This is a genomic window from Acetobacterium sp. UBA5834, assembly GCF_002435675.1.
GTDB lineage: Bacteria > Bacillota > Clostridia > Eubacteriales > Eubacteriaceae > Acetobacterium > Acetobacterium wieringae.
In genome coordinates, this window is the sequence record NZ_DJGY01000009.1 from 20,868 (window position 1) to 42,210 (window position 21,343).

Sequence of the window (21,343 nt, forward strand, 5' to 3'; positions counted from 1 at the left end):
ATTACTTGACACACCCGGAAAGATGCTATAGAATTAACGATGGACGTTAATGTATCACTAGCCCGGATACAATAAAAAACGATTTCTGATAACTCCCACTTGTCAGAAAGCCAATAGATAAAATAAAGAAATTATTAACTGAGGAGGACTTTTGAGATGAATGCGAACGCCACAAAAATGGCCAAATCTCATGAAATAGACCGTAAATGGTATGTGATTGATGCAGAGGGTAAGGTATTAGGACGACTGGCGACAGAAGTTGCAAATATTTTACGAGGAAAAAACAAACCAATCTTTTCACCACATATGGATTGTGGAGATTTTGTCATTATTATTAATGCCGATAAGGTTGTGTTAACCGGAAATAAACTGGATCAGAAATTATATAAAACATATTCTGGATATTGCGGTGGGTTAAAAGAAATGACCTACCGAAAATTCTTAGCTGAAAAACCAGAACTTTTGGTTTTCAAAGCAGTAAAGGGAATGATCCCACATAACAAATTGGGTGATAAAATTGCGACTAAACTTAAAGTTTATGCTGGCAATGAACATCCACATGCTGCACAATTGCCTGAAGTTTACGAATTTTAATGCTGAGAAGGAGGAAATAGAGAATGGCTAAAGTACAATATTTTGGAACTGGACGAAGAAAAACCTCGGTTGCCCGAGTTCGATTATTACCAGGGAGTGGAAAATTCACCATTAACGGACGTGATATTGATGAATTTTTCGGAATGGAAACCTTAAAGGTTATCGCTAGACAACCATTAACATTAACCGATACACTAAACACCTTTGACGTGATTGTCAATGTTCACGGTGGCGGTTTTACCGGACAGGCTGGTGCAATCCGCCATGGGATTGCCCGTGCTCTGCTTGAAGCAGACATCAACCTGCGACCAGCACTGAAACGTGCCGGTTACTTAACTCGAGACTCTCGTATGGTTGAACGAAAAAAATACGGTCTCAAAAAAGCGCGTCGTGCACCACAGTTTTCAAAACGTTAATATCAGACTTATTACAAGTCCTGCGACATTCAATGTTGCAGGACTTTTCAGTGTAACACTAGTTAATTAAGAAAGCAGGAATTTATGAATAACAAACAACCCATTATTAACATTGCAGTCATCGCCCATGTCGATGCCGGAAAATCTACCCTGGTAGATGCCCTTTTAGGACAAAGCAATGTTTTTAGAGAAAATCAGGAGGTCGTGGACTGCGTAATGGACAGTAATGACCTTGAACGCGAACGCGGAATCACCATTTACTCAAAAAACTGCTCCATTATGTATAAAGACATCAAAATCAATATTGTCGATACCCCCGGCCATGCCGACTTTTCTTCAGAGGTTGAACGAATCCTGAAAACTGTTGATACAGTTGTTTTGCTGGTCGACTCCAGTGAAGGTCCGATGCCGCAAACCCGTTTTGTTCTGAATAAGTCGCTGGAGAAGGGGCTTAATCCAATTCTTTTCATTAATAAAATCGATAAAAAAGATCAACGGGCGGAAGAAGTCGTTGATATGGTTTTCGATTTGTTTGTGGAACTCAAAGCCAATGACAAACAGTTGGATTTCCCGGTACTTTATGGGATTGCCAAAGAAGGAATCGCCATTCGTGATATGGATGACGAAGGGGTGAACCTGGAGCCGCTTTTTGAGACCATTGTGGAGCATGTCGGCCTTCAGGATGATCTGAGCCTGGAACCACTACAGATGCAGGTTTCTTCCCTGGCATATGATGATTACATTGGCCGCTTGGGGATTGGTAAGATCTATTCTGGCACGATTCATGCAGGCGAGCAAATTGAAATATGCAAAACCGATGGATCCTTTAAAAAAGAGAAAATCAACCAGGTCTTTGTGTATCGCGGTTTATCCCGGGTCGAGGTCAAAGAAGCCAAGGCTGGCGATATTGTGGTTGTTTCAGGAATACCTGATATCTCTATTGGGGAAACCATCGGTGAAATCAACCAGGTACAACCGATGGAACTGATTGAAATTGAACAGCCAACTTTATCAATGAACTTCCTGGTCAATAAGTCGCCGTTTGCTGGTGACTCTGGAAAATTTGTAACGACCCGACACATTCGGGCTCGATTGGAAAAAGAACTGGAAGTTAATGTGGGTCTACTCGTTGAAGAACTGGAAGATACCACCGATGGTTTCAAGGTTTCCGGACGGGGCGAGCTTCATTTATCGATTCTTTTGGAAAACATGCGTCGTGAAGGTTACGAAGTGGCTGTATCCAAACCGGAAGTAATTATGCACCGGGATGAAAATGGTAAGTTGCTGGAGCCGGTTGAATTGGTCATTATTTCAGTACCGGAAAAATATTCGGGTGCCGTTATTTCAAAGCTAAATATCCGTAAAGGTCGGATGGAGAGTATGTATACCGATGAAGCCTGGACAAGAATGGAATTCTTTGTGCCGACTCGGGGCTTGTTGGGCTATCAGAGTGAGTTTATCAATGATACCCATGGAGAAGGAACCATGGTTCGGCGTTTTGCTGCCTTTGAAGATCACAAAGGGGATATTCCGCAGCGTCTTAATGGGGTACTGATTTCTCAGTTCAGTGGCGAAACCATGGCCTACTCGCTGTTTAACCTCAGCGATCGGGGTGAGATGCTGGTTGGTCCTGGAACCAAGGTTTACGAAGGGATGATCATCGGGATCAATAACCGAAGTGATGACATGACGGTTAATCCGACAAAGAACAAAAAGATGGCCAATGTCCGATCGTCTGGTACTGATGAGGCGTTAAAACTGATTGAGCCTCGCATCATGACACTGGAGCAGGCACTGGAATTTATCAATGATGATGAATTAGTGGAACTGACCCCCACCGATATCCGGATTCGTAAGAAAATTCTCGGGGAGCTGGAACGAAAACGTAGCGCCCGCTAAAAATTTGGAACGCCGGACTGGCGTTCCTTTTTAAATGACAGAGAAAAATGAAATATCAGCACCGGTGCATGAAATAACGATTGACCGTTAAACTTTCAGTGTGATATTATATATACGGTATAAGGTTTTACCGAACAAATAACCAAACGGATAATGGCTTTACAGCTGTTGTCTGAACTTAAGCGGAGGTAATACGATTTGATTAATATTGATAAACAAGAAGCTGAAGATGGTAAAATCATGGCAGTTTTTGCCTATATTATCTTTCTCATTCCATTGTTTGCCGCCGGAGACAATCAATTTGCCCGCTATCATACCAATCAGGGTTTGGTGTTATTTCTGGCATGGCTGGTTTTCACCGTAGTCGGAATCATTATCGGTGTTGTTCCCGTCATTGGTTGGATTCTTTCAACCATCCTTTTTAGTGCCGTGCCCCTGGCGTTTGTTGGTTTTGCCATTTATGGAATCATCAATGTGATTCAGCTGGAGGCCAAACCGTTGCCATTAATTGGCGGAATTACCCTGATTAAGTCCTATTAAGTCGTTCTTCATACATCATAATAAATTTGTAAAAAGCATTGCTTTACCAGGCGATGCTTTTTACTTTCAAAATAGTAGTAGCAAAACGTATTAGAAAATAACCCGAATTTAAAGGCGGTGAATCTGTGGAAAACAACAATGAGCGTAATAATGAAAATCACGATATGAGCGATAAAAATTTTCGGAATTATTTCTTTCTGATTACCTTTGGAATCTGCTTACTGGTAGCCTTGCTGAACATCAGATATCTGGTCAGCTATTTAGGGCTATTTATGAATATCATCACACCAGTGCTGATTGCGCTGGGTATTGCGTTTGTCTTAAACATCCCAATGACTTTTATCGAAGGACATTTTCTTGGTTTTATGAATCGCATAAAAAATAAAAAGAATCGTGATCTGAATAAGGGCAAACGAATGATTGCAATAACCCTGACATTCTTATTTGTGATTGGTATTCTGGCCGGTTTGATTACCTTTGTTATTCCCCAGGTGAGCGAAAGCATCGATACATTAATGGTCAAATTACCAGGGTATGTGGATTCATTTAATACGCTGGTAGATGATGCGCTGGCATTCTTTAATTTACCGGATACACTGTGGAATGACATTGCTATTGAATGGGATTCTTTGATGGAACAGTTTGGTAGCCTTTTGCTTAATTCCGTACCGGAAATATTCAATGCGACGAAAAACTTCACGGTTGGTTTTTTTAATGCGATTATGGGAATCGTCATTTCCATTTATCTGCTGGCTGATAAAGAAAACTTGTTGGCCGTCAAAGATAAACTGATTTATGCTTATATCCGAAAAGACCGGGCTGATTTTATCCAGGACGTCAGCATTACCGCTAATCAAGTGTTTCACGGATTTATTGCCGGGCAAATAACGGAAGCCTTTATTCTGGGAACCCTCTGTACCGTTGGATTAGCTATTTTGCAGATCCCGTATGCGTTACTGATTGGAGTATTGGTTGGCATGACTAGCGTGATCCCAGTGTTTGGCGCTTTTTTGGGAGCCGTACCCAGTGGCTTTATTTTACTTGTGGTCAACCCGATCTATTGTCTGATCTTTGTGATTTATATTATTGCCCTACAACAGGTGGAAAGCAATGTGATCTATCCCCGGGTTGTGGGAGGCTCCATTGGTTTATCCGGTTTATGGGTACTGGTTGGAATGATTATCGGTGGCAGTCTGTTTGGTTTCCTGGGAATTATTTTGGGGATTCCTTCATTTGCGGTATTTTATGCGGTATTTAGAAAAATTACCAATGAGCGGATCGAAAAAATGAAGCTTGGGCAGCAAGAGTCTGACTAAATCAAATGATGAATTAAAAAGCGTCCGGAAGTGGATCCAGTTGGGTCAGTCACTTCGTGGACGCTTTTTCAGTTATTTTTTTGTAGTTCGTGTCTTTTCCAGTTGTTGTTTGGCTTTGGAAGCGATCTGGGTTAAAGTGACCGTGAAATTCTGAAAACCGGCATAAAAAGGATGCCGCATATCCAGGTTGCGAATCTCGCCATGCTGATCCAGTAGACGATTGGGAGGATGATTGTTGTGGGGGAGTTTGGATTCATTACCGACCACAATCCTTTTTCCAGCGATGCTGTTAAGCAGGATATTAACCACATCCCAGGCCGATTCATAGGCAATGATTTTATCCTGATTGGCGATAATTTCGGTGGCATATTTACGGATGAATTCAGCCGAAAAACCCTGACTGTTAAAGGTCACACAGCGACTAATCTTTCTGCCTGCAACAACGGTAATATACTGACCATTGTTGCCGCCTTTGGAATGGCCGGTTAAGGTATAATGTTCCATATCAAAGGCCGCATCAACAGCACGATAGAATTCCAGGGCTTTTAGTTGTTGTGGGGTATCGGTCACAAAGCCGCCTTGAATATTGTCAATCCAGCCGATGCCGGTGGTGCCCCGAAAAGCGATGATGCCGGAGTGTGGAATAACATCAGAAAAACAATAAGCGACGAGTCCGTTTTCGGGCTGGTTTGTGTAGGCGAGTACCTTCAGGGCAGTGAGGTGCGGATTAGCCATCATCAGATGAAGGGATTGATCCCATTCAGCGGCCGACATGGCGCAATCGCCCTGAAGATTATTGACATTTTGCAAGAGTGCCGCAACCATTTCGCCCACCGAATAATCAGGTAATCGGGATGGTTCAACCGGTAGGTTCAGGGCAGCCAGTTGGCTGATCAAATTCAGTTCACTATGATACAACATGCTCTTACCTCCTTTGGTAAGAAATTAAAACTGCTATGCAAAACTAGTTTGCATCAATTTTTGTATGTTTGGCTTTGTTTTTCTCCATAAAGGCTTTATAGATTTCCAATGACGTTTGATGGTTTAGATGGGACATCTTGGGAAAAGCATTCATAATTCGGCGATGTGAATACCGATTGATGACTTTGTTTTCGCTGATGCGATTGGTTAGCGAGACGATCAGATGGTGGGCTGAATCCTTGGCTTCGGTCAAGGTTCCGTCTTTGAGATCCCGAACTTTGGCAGTCACTTCGTGAGCGGTGGTGATCCCTTTCTCTTTTAAATGATCTTTAAGTTCAGTGGTCGCTTCGTAAACACTGCCCAGTTTTTTGTTGAAGGAAACGGTTTCCCGGGTCGATTCCACCAGATCACTGACAAAGAAGACGGCTGCAATGGTGGCAATAACCTGAATCCAGAAAGCGGAGAAACTGTTAACTAGATCATTGACAATGGGATGAACCACGTACATTAAAATCACACACAACAGACCAAAAAGAAATGAATTGAGCAGACAGACGCGTCCATTGATGTTGAATTTATGGTCGGAGTAGTCCCACCATTTGGCATGAAAGAGTTTTTCCATTCCCCAACTGGTGACATATTCCAATGTACTGGTGAGAATAATGCCAATGAAAAAAACCAGAATCGGATCACTGACATAGGGCATCAGAAACATGATGATAATCAGTGCGCCAACTCCATAAATCGGACAATAGGGACCATTTAGAAAGCCCCGGTTAATAAATTTTTTTTCCGGGATGGAGCAGTACACGACTTCACACATCCAACCGATGATGGCATAAAGAAAAAAATAAACAAATAGCAGACTCAGATTATAATACATAAATGATTCCTCTCAAATTTTAGCTTTGAATCATTTTAACACATCAGTATGCGGTCATAAAGAAAAATCGTGAATAAAACGCCTTTTGACTCCTGTACTGCAAATATTTATCCAAGATGGGTGGATATGTTTTTGTTTTTTTAAAATGGATCGTTTATAATGGTTGATATACCCCAAATAATGACAAAGCAACCAAAAATCAATCAAACAGGGAGCATAAATGAAAAACAATAAAATTGAGATAACAAGAAGTGAACAACTCATCGACATTACCCCAGCGATTCGGGAATTTGTTGACCAGTCCCGATTAAACGATGGCTTTGTACAGATTCAGGTTCCCGAGCGAACCGCAGCAGTGATGATTTCCATTAATGATGACTGGCGGCTTGAACGGGAATTTTTTGATAAGTTGAACCATCTGATGCCTAAATATGACGGCATGAAGTTTACCGGTTGGACAACCGCCTGTGTTAAGGCTACGATTTTTGGACCATCGCTGCAGGTGATGGTTAACAGCGGAACGTTGATGCTGGATAAAAATCAGAGTATTTATTTTGTTGAATTCCAAGGGCCCGGTGAACGTCAGTATTTTATCAGCAGTTTTGGCACAACCCTGGCAGAACATGAGGAAGCGTCAATGCCGGAAGAACTGGCTTTAATTTTTGAGAAGCGTCAAGCTTATGAAGCAGAACAGCAACAGATTGCTGAAGAAATGCGCAACGAATGGCGTCTACGGGAAGCGAATCGGTTGAAACAGGAAGCCGAAAGCAGAGAAACAGTCGTCGCAGAAAACGATACCGATGGCGATTGATAAAAACACTTACCACAATGAGCAAGAATCGAGAAAGGCAGTAACAATGAGCTGGGAATTAACAGGATCGGATCAAATGATCAAAATGATGGAACTCGCAGACTTTAAAAGTACGGAAATGCTTGTTCCAGTTGAAATGATTGGTTTTTTTGGCAATGTCGGAGACCGATTGGCAATTATTTATCAGAATCGGGAATACCCGGCATACCTGGAAGCTGAAGGCGGAAATACCATACTGAAATGGAGTAAGGTACTGATTCGCAAACTGGGTGAAACCTTTCCGGACTACGAGTCCTGGTTTCAGGGCGAGCAGCCGGATGTTTTTATACCAAGAATGGAACTGACAAAAAGCAACGATGCGTTTAGTCTGAGCTTAATAACTGGCGCTTCGGCCACAGCTTCTGATGCGGTCAAAGCGAGTGATGCGACCCAAAAGACCATCCCGGCAGGAGTAGGACTTCGGGAGTTGCTGTTAAAATGGATAGCCGGTTACCCCAACTATTATCCCCGGGATTTTCGTTTTTCCTTTAAGGATATCATCAACGAAGAAATTCCCAAGGTGATTGAAAGCCTTGAAGCGATCCAATCTGGCCATTATCAGGTTCGGGGCTTTGCCGGGGACACCCAGTGGGCGGAAATTCCCTGGGTTAAAGTGGTTGAAAAAAAAGATCAGCGGCTGGATCATGAGGATCTGTATCTGGCGTATATACTGGCGAAGGACAGTGGCAAACTCTATCTGGCGATTGTCTATGGTAAAGAAGGTTTGGGAATCCGAAGTCTTTCGGAGCAAGCCGCCAAATACCGGGAAAAGATTGAGACGGAAAATTTTAAAACCAGTCATCAGGAGGTTTTATTGGCCAGTGCCAGCCTGGTATCCGGGATTGTCTGTTATCGGGAATATAGCGAAACGGATATGCCTGAAGATGGGGTACTGGCAACAGAATTTGAAGCGTTCAGAAAAATGTATGAACAGTGTTTGATTAAGGATCGGGATGCGGATAAAACCTTAGTCAGTAATGAAACGATTGAAAAAATCAGCACCGAAACAGATTGTGGAGAAACCATTGAAACAGTGAGCGCCAGTCCGATAATGGAAGTAGAAGCGGATCCGAAAACGTTGGTGGAAGCGGCGAAGACAGTGGCAGAACCGCAACTAACCAAAACTGCCGCAGTGGTTGCAAAAGACCTGGATGCGAATCGTTCGGATGAAGTGATCGATAGCGACGACAGCTTGCTTTGTAACGCAGAGGATAACAGAGAACCACAGCCTGTCTTTCCTTCGCCCCCCCCGGACAAAGCAATGGAGACGGAAACGGTGGCGCCCTGCGAAAGCCGAAATCCAGCTGAAACCCCTTTTGATCAGGAAGCAGAGAGCGCCCAAAATGGTCAAATAATCAGTGGCAAAACCCAGAAAATTTGTGAGAAAGCCGAATTCGAGGAGGATCACGCGATCGCTTCGGATGCCAATAAAGCTACTCCAGTTGAAATGTTGACCCGGCCATTGGTCCGTTATCCGGCCCAAAATGATGAGCTCACTCCGGCGCTCCGGTTGGTTCAGGCAAAAATGGGAAATAGAGGCTATTACTATCCGGCTGAATTAATTAAGCGTTACTATCTGTCGATTAAGTCAAAACCCTTTGTGATGATTAAAGGCCGGGTGGGTAGTGGCAAAACAAGCTTTCCCCGACTTTTTGCCGAGGCAATTGGCGCTACTTCAGAAAACAGTCGCTTTAAACGGCTATTGGTGGGGAAGAATTGGGATGATGATACGCACCTTTTTGGTCGTCTGGACAGCCGTGGTCACTTTATTCCTGGTCCGATTATGCTGATGTTAAAGGCCGCCAAAGAATACCCGGACAAACCCCATTTTTTTCTGCTTGATGAAATGGATCGGTCGCCGACAGCAGAGTATCTACGGCTGCTGTTGGAAGGGATCAATGGCAGCCAGGAGCCTTTTTTAAAACGGGAAGATTTTGGTTCTGATATTACGGCGTACCGGGAATACGGCAGTTTGAATTTTCCAGATAATCTTTATTTTATCGCCACCATCAATGAAGGCTTGGGTTATTTTCCGGTCCCAGACCGGGTTATTGACAGCGGCAATGTGATTGAGATGCCAGTCGTTGAAATTGGGGTTTTCCCGGATTATGGCAGTCCTGTCGGTGACAGCGACTGGGAGAACAGCGCTTTTAAAATCCATAGCCAGGCCAAGGGCTTGCCGGAAATTCTGGAGCGACTGATGAATTTACTAAAAGATCTCCAAACGCTGTTAATTGGGCATGATTGCCCGATGGGATATCGCGGCAAAAATGAAATCCTGGCTTTTGGAATTAACAGTGGAGCCGAGGGCTTGTTCACAGAAGAGGAGATCATTGACTTGGCCATTGTCCAACGGATTCTACCAGCACTGGCGCTTGATCCTAAAGCTGATCATGTCGTCTATCAGGAATTAGCCTGCTTTTTACTGGACGACGGGCTACGGGAAAAATGCCTGAATCTACCACTCGATCGTTTTATTGGCCACTATGAAGTGCTACTTAAAGACCAAGTCATTCCCTGCCCCAGAAGTGGTCAGGCGGTGGTAAAGTTACTAAAAACCAAATAGGGTCAACAAAAAAAGCCAATTAACAAAGTCTTTGTCCGGCATTTCTGTGGTCAGTATGGTCTGACTGGGGGACAAAAGATTAGTTAATTGGCTTGACTTATGAGCGGAAGGATAGTTAGCCAGCTTCCTGCTCAGCTACCTTATCTTCTAAGAAACTGATCAGTTCTTTGATCAGTTCCTGACGACGGAGGATGCCGATAAAAATACCCTGGTCATCGACTAGGGGAATAAAGTTCTGTTTGACTGCCAGCTCCACCAGATGTTCGTAGCTTTCATTGATTCGGGCCACTTCCAGATTAATTTTAAAATCAATATCTTTGATTTCAAAAGACTCCAAATCAATTTCGGGATGGGTGAGACTCAGTGACAGTACCCGGAGCAGATCACCCTCACTGATGGTTCCGACATACTGTCCTTTCTTGTTAATAACCGGTAAGGCGGTGTAATTGGTAATGACAAACATATTATAAGCTTGATTAAATGAATCAGTGTTGGTTAAAAAGACGGTTTCGCTTTTGGGCAATAAATAAAACAGATGGTTTTTCATGAAAATGATCTCCTTATTCTTAAAAAAGATGGGAAGGTTTCAATTTAAAATTTATTTTAACATGTGTTTCACAAGTCTCCCTTAAAAAAATTCTTAATGATGATTGTAAAAATATGAAAAAAAACAAATTCTCTTTCACGAAATGGCCTTATTAGTGTATAATTAATAGCAACGAATGAACGAGGGAACTAAAATGGAAGAGTTTTTGTTATATATTCAATCGAGAATCACCGTAGCCAGTATCATTGAGATCGTCATTATTTCCTTTATTGTCTATCGGCTATTGATGTGGATTCGGGGCACTCAGGCTGAACAGGTTTTTAAAGGCTTGATCGTGTTGCTTTTTTTGGCGCCCATCAGTGAATGGTTGGGTTTCACCACTCTGAATCTGATTATCACCAGCGTTTTTACCTGGGCGTTTATTTTTATTGTCGTGGTATTTCAGCCGGAATTCCGTTCAGCTCTCGAACAACTGGGGAATTATCGAATTTTTAAAGAGATGATGAAAAAGCCCTCAATGGATTTTCTGGAAGACGATGTGGATAAAATCATCAAAGCCGTGGGAAAACTGGCCTGCGAGCGAACTGGAGCTCTAATTGTACTGGAGAAAGATACCGGGCTTAATAATATTGTTAAAACGGGCACGGAGCTGGATTCAGACATCAGCAGTGAATTACTGGAAAATATTTTCACCCCCAATCGACCCCTTCATGACGGAGCGGTGATTATTAAGCTTTGGTCCAGACAAATCCGAGCGGCTGGTTGCTTGCTGCCACTTTCGGACAATCGTGATTTAAGCAGTGAATTGGGAACCCGCCATCGGGCGGGGTTGGGAATGACTGAAAAATCCGATGCCCTGGTCATCATTGTATCGGAAGAAACCGGTCAAGTTTCCTATGCCTCAAAGGGTACCTTGTTTCAGGACATCATGATTGAGGTGCTCAAACAAATTATCATGGAAAACTATACCGTAAATGAGGATGGTAACACCGATAGCGGGTGGATTGGCAAACTTTGGGGGCGATTAGATGGCAGCAAATAAAAAGAAAATTTCGTTTCGTGAACGACTGATTCGAATGCTTGCATCCGTTGGTATTGCGATTACGCTTTGGTTTATGGTCAATGGGAATGCGGATATGCTGATTACCCAGGATTTTAACAGTATCCCGATAACCTTGACCAATGTTGAATCGTTGTCCGGAAAAAATCTGGTTCTGGCCGATGATAAAACCTATTATCTGAATATGCAGGTCAAGGGGACGGACAAGAATCTAAGAAATGTTAACATGAAAGAAATAACCGCCGAAGTTGATCTTGGGGATATCGATGAGAAGGGAACCTACGATCTGGATGTAGAGGTTAAGGGACTGGCCAACTCGGTGATAATCACCAGTATGAATCCTTCCAGCCTTCAGATTGATGTGGATAATATTATCAAAGAAGATATGGATGTGGATATTGGTCTGGAAGGGAAACCCGCCGATGATCTGGCGGTGATCTCGGCCGAGTCTCAGGAAACCGTGGAAGTAAAAGGTCCACAGGAGTCCATCGCCCGGATTGATAAAATTACGGCAACGGCCAATGTCAATGGGTTAAAAGAGGATACTACGCAAAATCTGGAAGTAACTGCTTATGATACTGCCGGAAATCCGATTACCGATTTGGAGATCCTACCCAATGTGGTGGAAGCGGAAATCATCCTTGGCAAAACAAAATCAATTGGGATTGTTCCATCCACAACCGGAGACCCAGCCAGCGGATATATTGTCACGGGTGTTCAGGTTGAGCCCTCCAAGGTGCTAATTGGAGCCAAGGAAGGTCTGCTCAATACCATTGAGACGATTCCGATGGATGCCATTGATGTATCAGGACAGTCCAAAACATTTACCAAAGATGTTAATCTGTCGCTGCCGTCAGGATTTTATTTCCTCGATGGTAGCGGAAAAGTCAAGGCGACAGTGTCCATTGAAACGCCGGTGGAGAAAAGCTTTACCATCGATAAAGTGAGTACTAAAAATCTGGGAACTGGTCTGGTTACGTCTAAGATCAAGGATTCTCGAGTGGTGGTTAAATTAGAAGGTGCCAGCAGCATTTTAAACAGTTTAAATGCAGCTCAGATTGAAGCCTTTGTTGATTGTGCCAACTTGGGTCCAGGGGAATATGAATTGCCGATTCAGACGAATTTATCCCAGTCTTTGGTCAAATCGATTACGCCAGCAAAGACAACAGTAATAATTGAATAAAAAAATTTGGTAAACAATAATTTTTACATAAAATTTAATACAAAATCTTGCATTTGACAAACTTTTAACATATAATAGCAGGAAGTAATTTTTTCAGAGAATTACATTCACACCAAAAACACTATTTAAGGAGGAAATTAAAAGTGAAAAGAGTTTATAATTTTTCAGCTGGACCATCTTGTTTACCACTCGAAGTCCTGGAAAAAGCTGGGTCTGAAATGGTATCCTATGGAGATGCAGGCATGTCCGTAATGGAGATGAGTCATCGATCATCCTATTTTGATGATATTCTGCAAGCTGCCAAAAGTCTTTACCGGGAACTGATGAATGTTCCAGAGAATTATGAGATTCTGTTTTTACAAGGTGGAGCATCAACTCAGTTTGCCATGGTTCCCTTGAATCTTTATTCAAAAACCAATAAAGCCGATTTTATGATTACCGGCAGTTGGGCAAAAAAGGCTTATCAGGAGTCAGCCCGTTATGGAGAAGCAAAGGTTATTGCGTCATCCCAGGATCAAACCTTTTCCTACATCCCCAAGGTGGATCCCAAGGATTTTACACCCGATGCTGATTTCTTCCATATTTGCGTAAATAACACCATCTACGGAACGCGATTTAAACCTGAAAATATTCCTGATACTGGAAATGTGCCACTGGTTGGGGACATGTCGTCAAATATCTTATCTGAAGTCTATGACGTTTCTAAATTTGGCCTGATTTATGCGGGCGCTCAGAAAAACATGGGACCTGCTGGTGTAACGGTCGTGATCATTCGTAAAGATTTACTGGGTCATGCCAAAGATTTCACCCCTACCATGCTGGATTATAAAATTCATGCGGATAACGATTCTTGCTACAATACCCCACCTTGCTACAGTATTTATATCTGTAAACTAGTTTTTGAATGGGTTAAAGCCAATGGCGGCGTTGCTGGAATGGAAGCAGTCAACAAAGAAAAGGCTCAAAAACTATATGACTTCATTGATAACAGTAAACTGTACAAGGGCACCGTTGTGCCGGAAGACCGTTCCCTCATGAATGTACCGTTTATTACCGGATCTGACGAATTAGATGCGCTATTCGTTAAGGAAAGTAAAAAAGCCGGAATGGAAAACCTCAAAGGTCACCGCAGCGTTGGTGGGATGCGAGCCAGCATTTATAATGCCATGCCGATGGCAGGGATTGATACCCTGATCGAATTCATGCAGAAATTTGAAAAAGAAAACGCCTAGGCGTTTTCGCTAAGAAAGGAAACACGACAGTGAATTATAAAGTTCAGACCCTCAATAACATTTCAAAAAAAGGGCTAAAATTATTAGGTGAAAATTATACGGTTTTAGATCAACCGGAGAATCCCGATGCAATTTTACTGCGAAGCTTTAAAATGCACGATATGGATATTCCAGCATCCGTTAAATTTGTTGGTCGGGCTGGTGCCGGGGTCAACAACATTCCCCTGGATAAATGTTCCGAACAGGGCATTGTTGTCTGCAACTCACCGGGTGCCAATGCCAATGCGGTAAAGGAACTGGTGATTGCCGGGATGCTGATCTCATCACGTAAGGTCGTTGACGGGATCGCCTGGTCAAATACCCTGGCTGATAAGGGTGATGAAGTTCCTGCTCTGGTAGAAAAGGGTAAGGGCGCTTTTGGTGGGCCGGAACTTTACGGCAAAAAAATGGGTGTCATCGGTCTTGGGGCCATTGGTGTCCTTGTTGCCAACATGGCTGTTGATTTTGGGATGAAGGTTTATGGTTTTGACCCCTTCATTTCGATTGACAATGCCTGGGGTTTAAGCCGCAAAGTAAAACGTGCCGTCAGTAAAGAAGAAATCTTTAAAAACTGTGATTACATTTCACTGCATATTCCTTATATGGATGAAACCAAAGATTACGTCAATGCTGATTTATTAAAAGATACCAAAGAAGGACTGCGACTACTCAACTTTGCCCGGGGCGGACTGGTTAACTACGATGCCCTGGAAAATGCCATTGAAGAAGGTATCATCGCCACCTACATTACCGACTTCCCCAACGAACGTTTGCTGAAAATGAAAAACGTCATTAATATTCCTCACTTGGGGGCATCAACCCCGGAGAGTGAAGAGAACTGTGCCGAAATGGCCATTCATTCGTTAAAAGAGTATTTGGAAAATGGTAATATCATCAATTCGGTCAATTATCCGGATTGCAACATGGGCGTTTGCGAAGCTGAAAACCGCATCACCGTGAATCACGCCAATGTGCCCAACATGTTGGGACAGATCACTAAGATTTTGGCTGACCATGATCTTAATATTGCCGTGATGACCAATAAAAACCGAGGAGCCTGGGCTTACACCATGATCGACGTTGACAGCAATGTTGGCGAAGACGTGAAAACAGCCTTAAAAGCCATTAAAGGGGTTACCCGAGTACGGATTTTAAAATAATTACAATACGACAAAGAAGTGGTCTTCGTTCATCTGAAGCCACTTCTTTATTTAAAAATAGGAGGAAATAATGGCAACAATCAAGCCCTTTAAAGCGGTGCGTCCGCTGCCGGAAAAAGCGCAGGATGTGGCAGCCCTGCCTTATGATGTCTATAACCGTGAGGAAGCGGCCATTGCCGCCCGTGGCAAACTGGATTCTTTTTTACGGGTTGACCGACCCGAAACGACCCTGGATCCTCGGATTAAAATCAATGACCCCTTTGTTTATGAAACCGCCAGAAAAAACCTGGAAAAATTGTTTCATCGCAAGGCTCTGACCCAGGACACCCAGGATTGCTTGTATATTTATGAGCTGATTATGGATGGCCGCAGCCAGGTGGGACTGGTCGTCTGTACGGCCATCGATGAATATCTTGATAATACCATCAAAAAACACGAACTGACCCGGGCCGATAAAGAAGAAGACCGAATCAAACACGTCGACGCCTGCAATGCCAATACCGGACCGATTTTTTTGACCTACCGGGCTCAGGACGCCATTAACGCCATGATCGACGCTTGGCGAAATGAACATCAGCCAGTCTATGACTTTGTCGCCGATGATGGGATTACCCACCGGGCCTGGGTGGTTGATGATGAGACCGTGATTACCGGCCTGGTCGAAAAATTTAGTCAGGTTCAGAATCTTTATATTGCCGATGGTCATCACCGTTCGGCTTCCGCTGTTAAGGTTGGCCTGATGCGTCGGGAAGCAAACCCCAATTATACCGGTGATGAGGAATTCAACTACTTCCTGTCGGTACTATTTCCTGATGAACAGCTGTACATCATGGACTACAACCGGGTCGTCAAGGATCTTAATGGACTCAGCGTTGAGGAATTTATCAGTGCCTTGTCAGAAAAATTCGAGGTGACACCAAAAGATGGCGAACCCGTGAATCCACCGCAAAAAGGCAGTTTTGGTTTGTTTGTGGATGGCAAATGGTATCTGCTGACGGTTAAAGAGGGGGTCTATGATCCCGCAGATCCGGTTAACTCACTGGACGTGGCGATTCTGCAAGACAATGTTCTGGTGCCAATTTTGGGCATTGGCGATATTCGAACCGATAAACGAATCGACTTTGTTGGGGGCATCCGGGGCTTAAAAGAACTGGAACGTCGGGCCAACGAAGACATGGTTCTGGCTTTTTCGATGTATCCTACTTCGATTGAAGAGCTGATGAACATTGCCGATGCCGATTTGCTGATGCCGCCAAAGTCTACCTGGTTTGAACCCAAATTAAGAAGCGGATTATTTATTCATAATCTTTACTAGTCAGTCATGAGCTAAACGAATTATTATAAAAGGCAATTGTTAACCGTGATCCAGCCGAAATCTTCGGAGAGGGCCGGGCGGGGAAAAATGATTGCCTTTTTTTGTTGTTTATTTACCAGCTACGGATGAGTCGAGACAAAATTTTCCCTGTGATTATGATTGAAGATTTAGATAATATATGATATCCTTTTCAACAACAGTGAACTGAAAGATGATGAAAAAACGGATTCTGACAGCAAACTGTAAATGTATTTAGTAAAATCAAAACAAAGTTATCGTACTGATGCCATCCGGGTTCGTCCCTAATGGAAAGGCGAGAGAATCATGTGTCATGTATCCATTTCATTTTTAAGAACAATGAATGGGTTATTTGCGTGTTTCCCTGTGCCCTCTGGTACAGGGTTTTCTGTTTTTTTGAGGATGTTGTGGGTAGCTTGTCAAAAAGAAGGTGAACAAGGAGAACGAGATGGAGAAAAGAATTGGACTGATTGCGATTATTGTTGAAAAAAAAGATGCCGTGGAAAAACTGAACCAGGTACTTCATGATTATGGCGAGCATATTGTTGGAAGAATGGGTATCCCTTATCATCAGCGCAACGTATCGGTCATCAGTGTGGTGGTGGATGCATCCACCAATATCATCAGCTCGCTGTCCGGGAAGCTGGGAATGATCGAGGGAGTTAGTATTAAAACCGTTTATTCAAAATTACCGAAGGGTGAAGAAGTGGAAAACAATCATGAATAACCTAACTGAAAAGCTGGAAAAAAAGCAGTTCCTGGAACGGGACGAATTTAAATGGCTACTGGAAAATAACACGCCGGAATTACGGGCGGATCTTTCAAACCGAGCTCAAAGAGTGTCAGGTGAAACCTTTGGTAAAGGGGTCTATGTCCGGGGACTGATTGAATTCAGTAATTATTGCAAAAATGATTGCTATTACTGCGGCATCCGCCGGGGCAACGAAGCAGCCCATCGCTATCGCTTAAGTGAGCAGGAAATTCTTGACTGTTGTGCGCTGGGATACGACTTAGGCTTTCGCACCTTTGTGCTGCAGGGCGGTGAAGATCCGGGATTTTCCGATGAACAGATGGCGGCACTGATCAAAAAAATCAGAGCGGGGTACCCGGACTGTGCGATTACCTTGTCGCTGGGAGAACGCCCTCGGGAAGTCTACGAAGCATTTTATGCCGCTGGGGCCAACCGCTATTTGCTCAGACACGAAACCGCCTCAGCGGAACATTATCGAAAACTCCACCCCCGGGAATTGTTGCTGGAAAACCGTAAGGCATGTCTCCAGGATCTCAAAGCAATCGGCTTTCAGGTTGGCACCGGCTTTATGGTCGGCTCGCCGCACCAAACTGTTGATAATCTGGTGGCAGATCTACTTTTTATTAAAGAACTAAACCCCCAGATGATCGGAATCGGGCCCTTCATCCCCCATCAGCATACCCCTTATAAGGATGCCAAGGCTGGTACCCTGGAAGAAACCCTGCTGCTGATTTCAATCTTACGTTTGATGCTACCGAAGGCCCTGATTCCTGCTACCACAGCCTTGGGAACAATTGATCCCAATGGTCGTGAATTGGGAATTCTGGCCGGGGCTAATGTGGTTATGCCCAACTTGTCACCAGTGGCGGTTCGAAAAGACTACAGCCTTTATGACAATAAGATCTGTACTGGCGATGAAGCAGCCGAATGCCGAGTCTGTTTAAGTAAACGGATGGAAGGAATTGGCTATGAGATTTTAACCCACCGGGGGGATTACCCGCAAGAATAGAAATAATGACGGTTGATTTTGAAAGTGCCGTGAGCTTTACAACCATCGTTCGATGGAATAAATTTATACTTATGAAATAATAAAAACTTGAGGAGCGTAAAATGTATAATGTAATGTCAAAAAAAGCGGTTGAATTTATTGATGACCAGGAAATTCTGGACACCCTGGCCTATGCGGAAGCAAATAAAAGAAATGCTGTCCTGATTGATGAAATCATTGAAAAAGCAGGTACCTTTAAAGGGTTGACCCACCGGGAGGCAGCAGTGTTACTGGCCTGTGAGCTGGAAGAACAGAATAACCAGTTGGTTAAACTGGCGATGGCGATCAAAAACAAGTTTTATGGCAATCGCATTGTCATGTTTGCACCCCTTTATTTGTCCAATTATTGTGTCAATGGCTGCATCTATTGTCCTTATCATGCCAAAAATAAAAACATCAGCCGCAAGAAGCTGACCCAGGAGGAAATTGCCAAAGAGGTGATCGCCCTGCAGGACATGGGCCACAAGCGGCTGGCCCTGGAAGCGGGTGAAGATCCTAAAAATAATCCCCTGGAATACATTTTAGAAAGCATCAAAACCATTTACAGCATCAAACATAAAAATGGCGATATCCGCCGGGTCAATGTCAATATCGCTGCCACCACGGTAGATGACTACCGACAGTTAAAAGAAGCTGGCATCGGAACCTATATTTTATTCCAGGAAACTTATCACAAAGAAAATTATGAAATGCTCCACCCCACCGGCCCCAAAAGCGACTACGCCTGGCACACCGAAGCCATGGACCGGGCCATGGAAGGTGGCATCGATGATGTTGGAATTGGGGTCCTCTTCGGACTGAATATGTATCGCTATGATTTTGTCGGGATGCTGATGCATGCCGAGCATTTGGAAGCTGCCATGGGGGTTGGGCCGCACACCATCTCCGTGCCGCGGATCTGTCCGGCTGATGATATTGACACCAGTGATTTTTCCAATGCCATTTCTGATGAAATCTTTGAAAAAATTGTCACCGTACTGCGCATTGCTGTACCTTACACCGGGATGATTATCTCTACCCGGGAGTCGCAGGCTTCCCGGGAGCGGGTCTTAAAACTGGGAATTTCTCAGATCAGCGGGGGATCAAGTACCAGTGTTGGCGGTTATGATACGCCTGAACCGGAAGACGAAAACTCCGCCCAATTTGAACTCAATGATACCCGGAAACTCGATGAAATTGTCAACTGGCTGCTGGAAATGGGCCACATTCCCAGCTTCTGTACCGCCTGTTACCGGGAAGGCCGTACCGGCGACCGCTTTATGCAACTGGTCAAATCCGGTCAGATTGCCAACTGCTGTCAGCCCAATGCGATTATGACCCTCAAAGAATATCTGGAAGACTATGCTGCCCCGGAGACCAAATTAAATGGTGAAAAAACCATTGCCCGGGAGCTGGCATCAATTCCCAACGACAAGGTTCGCAGAATTGCTGCTGACCATCTCACTGAACTGAATTCCGGTAAGCGGGATTTTAGATTCTAGTATGCAAAAGCCTCCCGGAAGGGAGGCTTTTGTGTTTTACAATAACGGGGAGAACAGCCGGGATATCGATTCTTTGATCTTGACCCGGCGGCTGCGGTTGCGATAGAGTTCCTTATTATAATAGGTGCATTTTTTTATATCTTCGACAAAGATGTTTTTAAGTTTGGTGGCAACCTTGCGGTCATAAATAAAGGCATTGGTTTCGAAATTCAGCCTGAAGCTGCGGATGTCAAAGTTACAGGAACCCACCGAACAGACCGAATCATCAACGACAATGGTTTTAGCATGAAGGAAGCCATTTTCATAAATAAATATTTTGGCCCCATATTCAATCAGCTCACCCACATAAGCCAGGGTGACCCAGTAAATAAAAATATGATCCGGCTTATTGGGAATCATAATTCGCACATCAATGCCGGATAATAGGGCGATTTTGAGAGCTTCCAGGATACTTTCGTCGGGCACAAAATAGGGTGACTGAATCAGGATATAATCCTCAGCGGTATTGATCATCCGCAGGAAACCCTGCTTAATCTGCTGGTTGATGTTGTCGGGACCGCTGGAGACAATTTGAATACCCGCCCCGGATTTTTGGGGAATGACGGGAAAATACTGATTGAGTTTGGTATCGTCAATGAGGAGCTCCTCATTGGAACTGGCCCGCCAGTCCAAAAGAAAACGATGCTGAAGTTCATAAGCCGCCGAACCGACCACTTTTAAATGGGTATCCCGCCAATAGCCCATTTTCTTCTCCAGACCCAGATATTCATTGCCGATGTTAAACCCACCGACAAAACCGGTGACACCGTCTATGATTACAATCTTGCGATGATTTCGGTAATTGACCCGGAGATTGAGCATTTTAAACCGGGATGGGAAAAAAATGCCAATTTTACCCCCGGCAGATTCGAAGGCTTCGAGAACCGTCCGAGGAAGATATCGGCCGCCCATGGCATCAAAAAGCAGCCGTACTTCGACACCTTCTAAGGCTTTCCGGGTCAGAATGTCGAATAGTTTAGCAGTCAGGGTATCATTTTTAATAATGTAGTATTCCACATGAATGGAGGATTGGGCCTCTTCCATGGCATGAAAGAGAGCATCAAATTTTTTATAGCCATCGGTAAAAATCTGAACCTCATTATTGTTGGTGTATAGGGATTCACTGACATTGAGATGGAATTCAATGGAATGTCGGTATTTCTCGATGGGACTATCCGGATCAATGGCAATAATACGGGACAGTGACCGTTGCTGTTGCCGTAGCAGTTGATGATACTGAATGTTCTCCGGGGTATTATAACGAAAAATTTTTCGTTTGGTTAAATTCTGGGAGAAGAGGATGTAAAATAAAAATCCTAAAATAGGAACCATCCATAAAAACAATAACCAGGCATAGGTGCTTTGCGGGTTCTTGCGTTCCAGAAAAATAATCGTGAAGGTCAGAGTAATATTTACAACAAAAACAATCGTTGAAAATATTGCGGCAATACCCAATAACATAAAAACCTCCGTAAGTATATTTCA

19 protein-coding genes are annotated in these 21,343 nt (G+C 43.7%); 15 read left to right on the top strand and 4 right to left on the bottom strand.

All coding sequences use genetic code 11. The features are described from left to right. The first annotated feature begins 156 nt into the window (after positions 1 to 156). The 5 genes from rplM to B3F51_RS01645 all read left to right on the top strand — a co-directional run bounded on the left by rplM (position 157) and on the right by B3F51_RS01645 (position 4,765). Positions 157 to 594, top strand: coding sequence for a 50S ribosomal protein L13 (rplM, locus tag B3F51_RS01625; protein WP_070369959.1), 438 nt, complete (start codon positions 157 to 159; stop codon positions 592 to 594). A gap of 23 nt (positions 595 to 617) precedes the next feature. Further along, complete coding sequence (gene rpsI, locus B3F51_RS01630) at positions 618 to 1,010, top strand: 30S ribosomal protein S9 (protein ID WP_070369960.1); 393 nt, start codon at positions 618 to 620, stop codon at positions 1,008 to 1,010. An 84-nt stretch (positions 1,011 to 1,094) separates the two neighbouring features. Further along, positions 1,095 to 2,909: a translational GTPase TypA gene (gene typA, locus B3F51_RS01635; RefSeq protein ID WP_286945117.1), complete on the top strand. Its 1,815-nt coding sequence runs from the start codon at positions 1,095 to 1,097 to the stop codon at positions 2,907 to 2,909. A gap of 198 nt (positions 2,910 to 3,107) precedes the next feature. After that, entirely contained in the window at positions 3,108 to 3,449 is a 342-nt protein-coding gene (locus tag B3F51_RS01640; RefSeq protein ID WP_070369962.1) for a hypothetical protein, read from the top strand. A gap of 125 nt (positions 3,450 to 3,574) precedes the next feature. Further along, positions 3,575 to 4,765, top strand: a complete 1,191-nt coding sequence (locus B3F51_RS01645) for an AI-2E family transporter (RefSeq protein WP_228881349.1) — start codon at positions 3,575 to 3,577, stop codon at positions 4,763 to 4,765. Between the two features lie 72 nt (positions 4,766 to 4,837). On the opposite strand, the gene B3F51_RS01650 is transcribed toward B3F51_RS01645, so the two are convergent. After that, on the bottom strand, positions 4,838 to 5,686 hold the full coding sequence (locus tag B3F51_RS01650) for an Mbeg1-like protein (RefSeq protein ID WP_070369963.1): 849 nt from the start codon (positions 5,684 to 5,686) through the stop codon (positions 4,838 to 4,840). Positions 5,687 to 5,729: 43 nt separating this feature from the next. Continuing rightward, positions 5,730 to 6,569: a putative ABC transporter permease gene (locus B3F51_RS01655; protein ID WP_070369964.1), complete on the bottom strand. Its 840-nt coding sequence runs from the start codon at positions 6,567 to 6,569 to the stop codon at positions 5,730 to 5,732. 220 nt (positions 6,570 to 6,789) lie between these two features. Between B3F51_RS01655 and B3F51_RS01660 the strand changes: the two genes are divergently transcribed. Beyond that, positions 6,790 to 7,380, top strand: coding sequence for a secondary thiamine-phosphate synthase enzyme YjbQ (locus B3F51_RS01660; protein WP_070369965.1), 591 nt, complete (start codon positions 6,790 to 6,792; stop codon positions 7,378 to 7,380). 46 nt (positions 7,381 to 7,426) lie between these two features. Beyond that, entirely contained in the window at positions 7,427 to 9,985 is a 2,559-nt protein-coding gene (locus tag B3F51_RS01665) for an MrcB family domain-containing protein (RefSeq protein ID WP_286945122.1), read from the top strand. Positions 9,986 to 10,100: 115 nt separating this feature from the next. Here B3F51_RS01665 and B3F51_RS01670 read toward each other — a convergent pair whose 3' ends face one another. Further along, positions 10,101 to 10,532: a CBS domain-containing protein gene (locus B3F51_RS01670; RefSeq protein WP_070369967.1), complete on the bottom strand. Its 432-nt coding sequence runs from the start codon at positions 10,530 to 10,532 to the stop codon at positions 10,101 to 10,103. A 193-nt stretch (positions 10,533 to 10,725) separates the two neighbouring features. Between B3F51_RS01670 and cdaA the strand changes: the two genes are divergently transcribed. The 8 genes from cdaA to hydG all read left to right on the top strand — a co-directional run bounded on the left by cdaA (position 10,726) and on the right by hydG (position 19,819). Beyond that, on the top strand, positions 10,726 to 11,574 hold the full coding sequence (cdaA, locus tag B3F51_RS01675) for a diadenylate cyclase CdaA (RefSeq protein WP_070369968.1): 849 nt from the start codon (positions 10,726 to 10,728) through the stop codon (positions 11,572 to 11,574). Continuing rightward, positions 11,561 to 12,775, top strand: coding sequence for a CdaR family protein (locus B3F51_RS01680; protein ID WP_242871566.1), 1,215 nt, complete (start codon positions 11,561 to 11,563; stop codon positions 12,773 to 12,775). Before cdaA ends, B3F51_RS01680 begins: the two co-directional genes overlap by 14 nt. A gap of 143 nt (positions 12,776 to 12,918) precedes the next feature. Next, the gene (gene serC / locus B3F51_RS01685; protein ID WP_070369969.1) at positions 12,919 to 14,007 is read left to right on the top strand and encodes a 3-phosphoserine/phosphohydroxythreonine transaminase; all 1,089 of its coding nucleotides are present in this window, start codon (positions 12,919 to 12,921) and stop codon (positions 14,005 to 14,007) included. 29 nt (positions 14,008 to 14,036) lie between these two features. Next, on the top strand, positions 14,037 to 15,206 hold the full coding sequence (locus B3F51_RS01690; protein WP_070369970.1) for a phosphoglycerate dehydrogenase: 1,170 nt from the start codon (positions 14,037 to 14,039) through the stop codon (positions 15,204 to 15,206). A 70-nt stretch (positions 15,207 to 15,276) separates the two neighbouring features. Beyond that, complete coding sequence (locus B3F51_RS01695; protein WP_070369971.1) at positions 15,277 to 16,521, top strand: DUF1015 domain-containing protein; 1,245 nt, start codon at positions 15,277 to 15,279, stop codon at positions 16,519 to 16,521. Between the two features lie 466 nt (positions 16,522 to 16,987). After that, positions 16,988 to 17,266 carry a TM1266 family iron-only hydrogenase system putative regulator gene (locus tag B3F51_RS01700; protein ID WP_070369972.1) on the top strand — a complete coding sequence of 93 codons (279 nt, stop codon included), beginning with the start codon at positions 16,988 to 16,990 and terminating at the stop codon, positions 17,264 to 17,266. After that, complete coding sequence (gene hydE, locus B3F51_RS01705; protein WP_286945125.1) at positions 17,259 to 18,299, top strand: [FeFe] hydrogenase H-cluster radical SAM maturase HydE; 1,041 nt, start codon at positions 17,259 to 17,261, stop codon at positions 18,297 to 18,299. The genes B3F51_RS01700 and hydE overlap by 8 nt, the downstream gene beginning before the upstream one ends. Before the next feature lie 101 nt (positions 18,300 to 18,400). Further along, positions 18,401 to 19,819, top strand: coding sequence for a [FeFe] hydrogenase H-cluster radical SAM maturase HydG (hydG, locus tag B3F51_RS01710; protein WP_228881362.1), 1,419 nt, complete (start codon positions 18,401 to 18,403; stop codon positions 19,817 to 19,819). A 36-nt stretch (positions 19,820 to 19,855) separates the two neighbouring features. On the opposite strand, the gene cls is transcribed toward hydG, so the two are convergent. After that, positions 19,856 to 21,319, bottom strand: coding sequence for a cardiolipin synthase (gene cls, locus B3F51_RS01715; protein ID WP_228881365.1), 1,464 nt, complete (start codon positions 21,317 to 21,319; stop codon positions 19,856 to 19,858). Positions 21,320 to 21,343 lie beyond the last annotated feature (24 nt).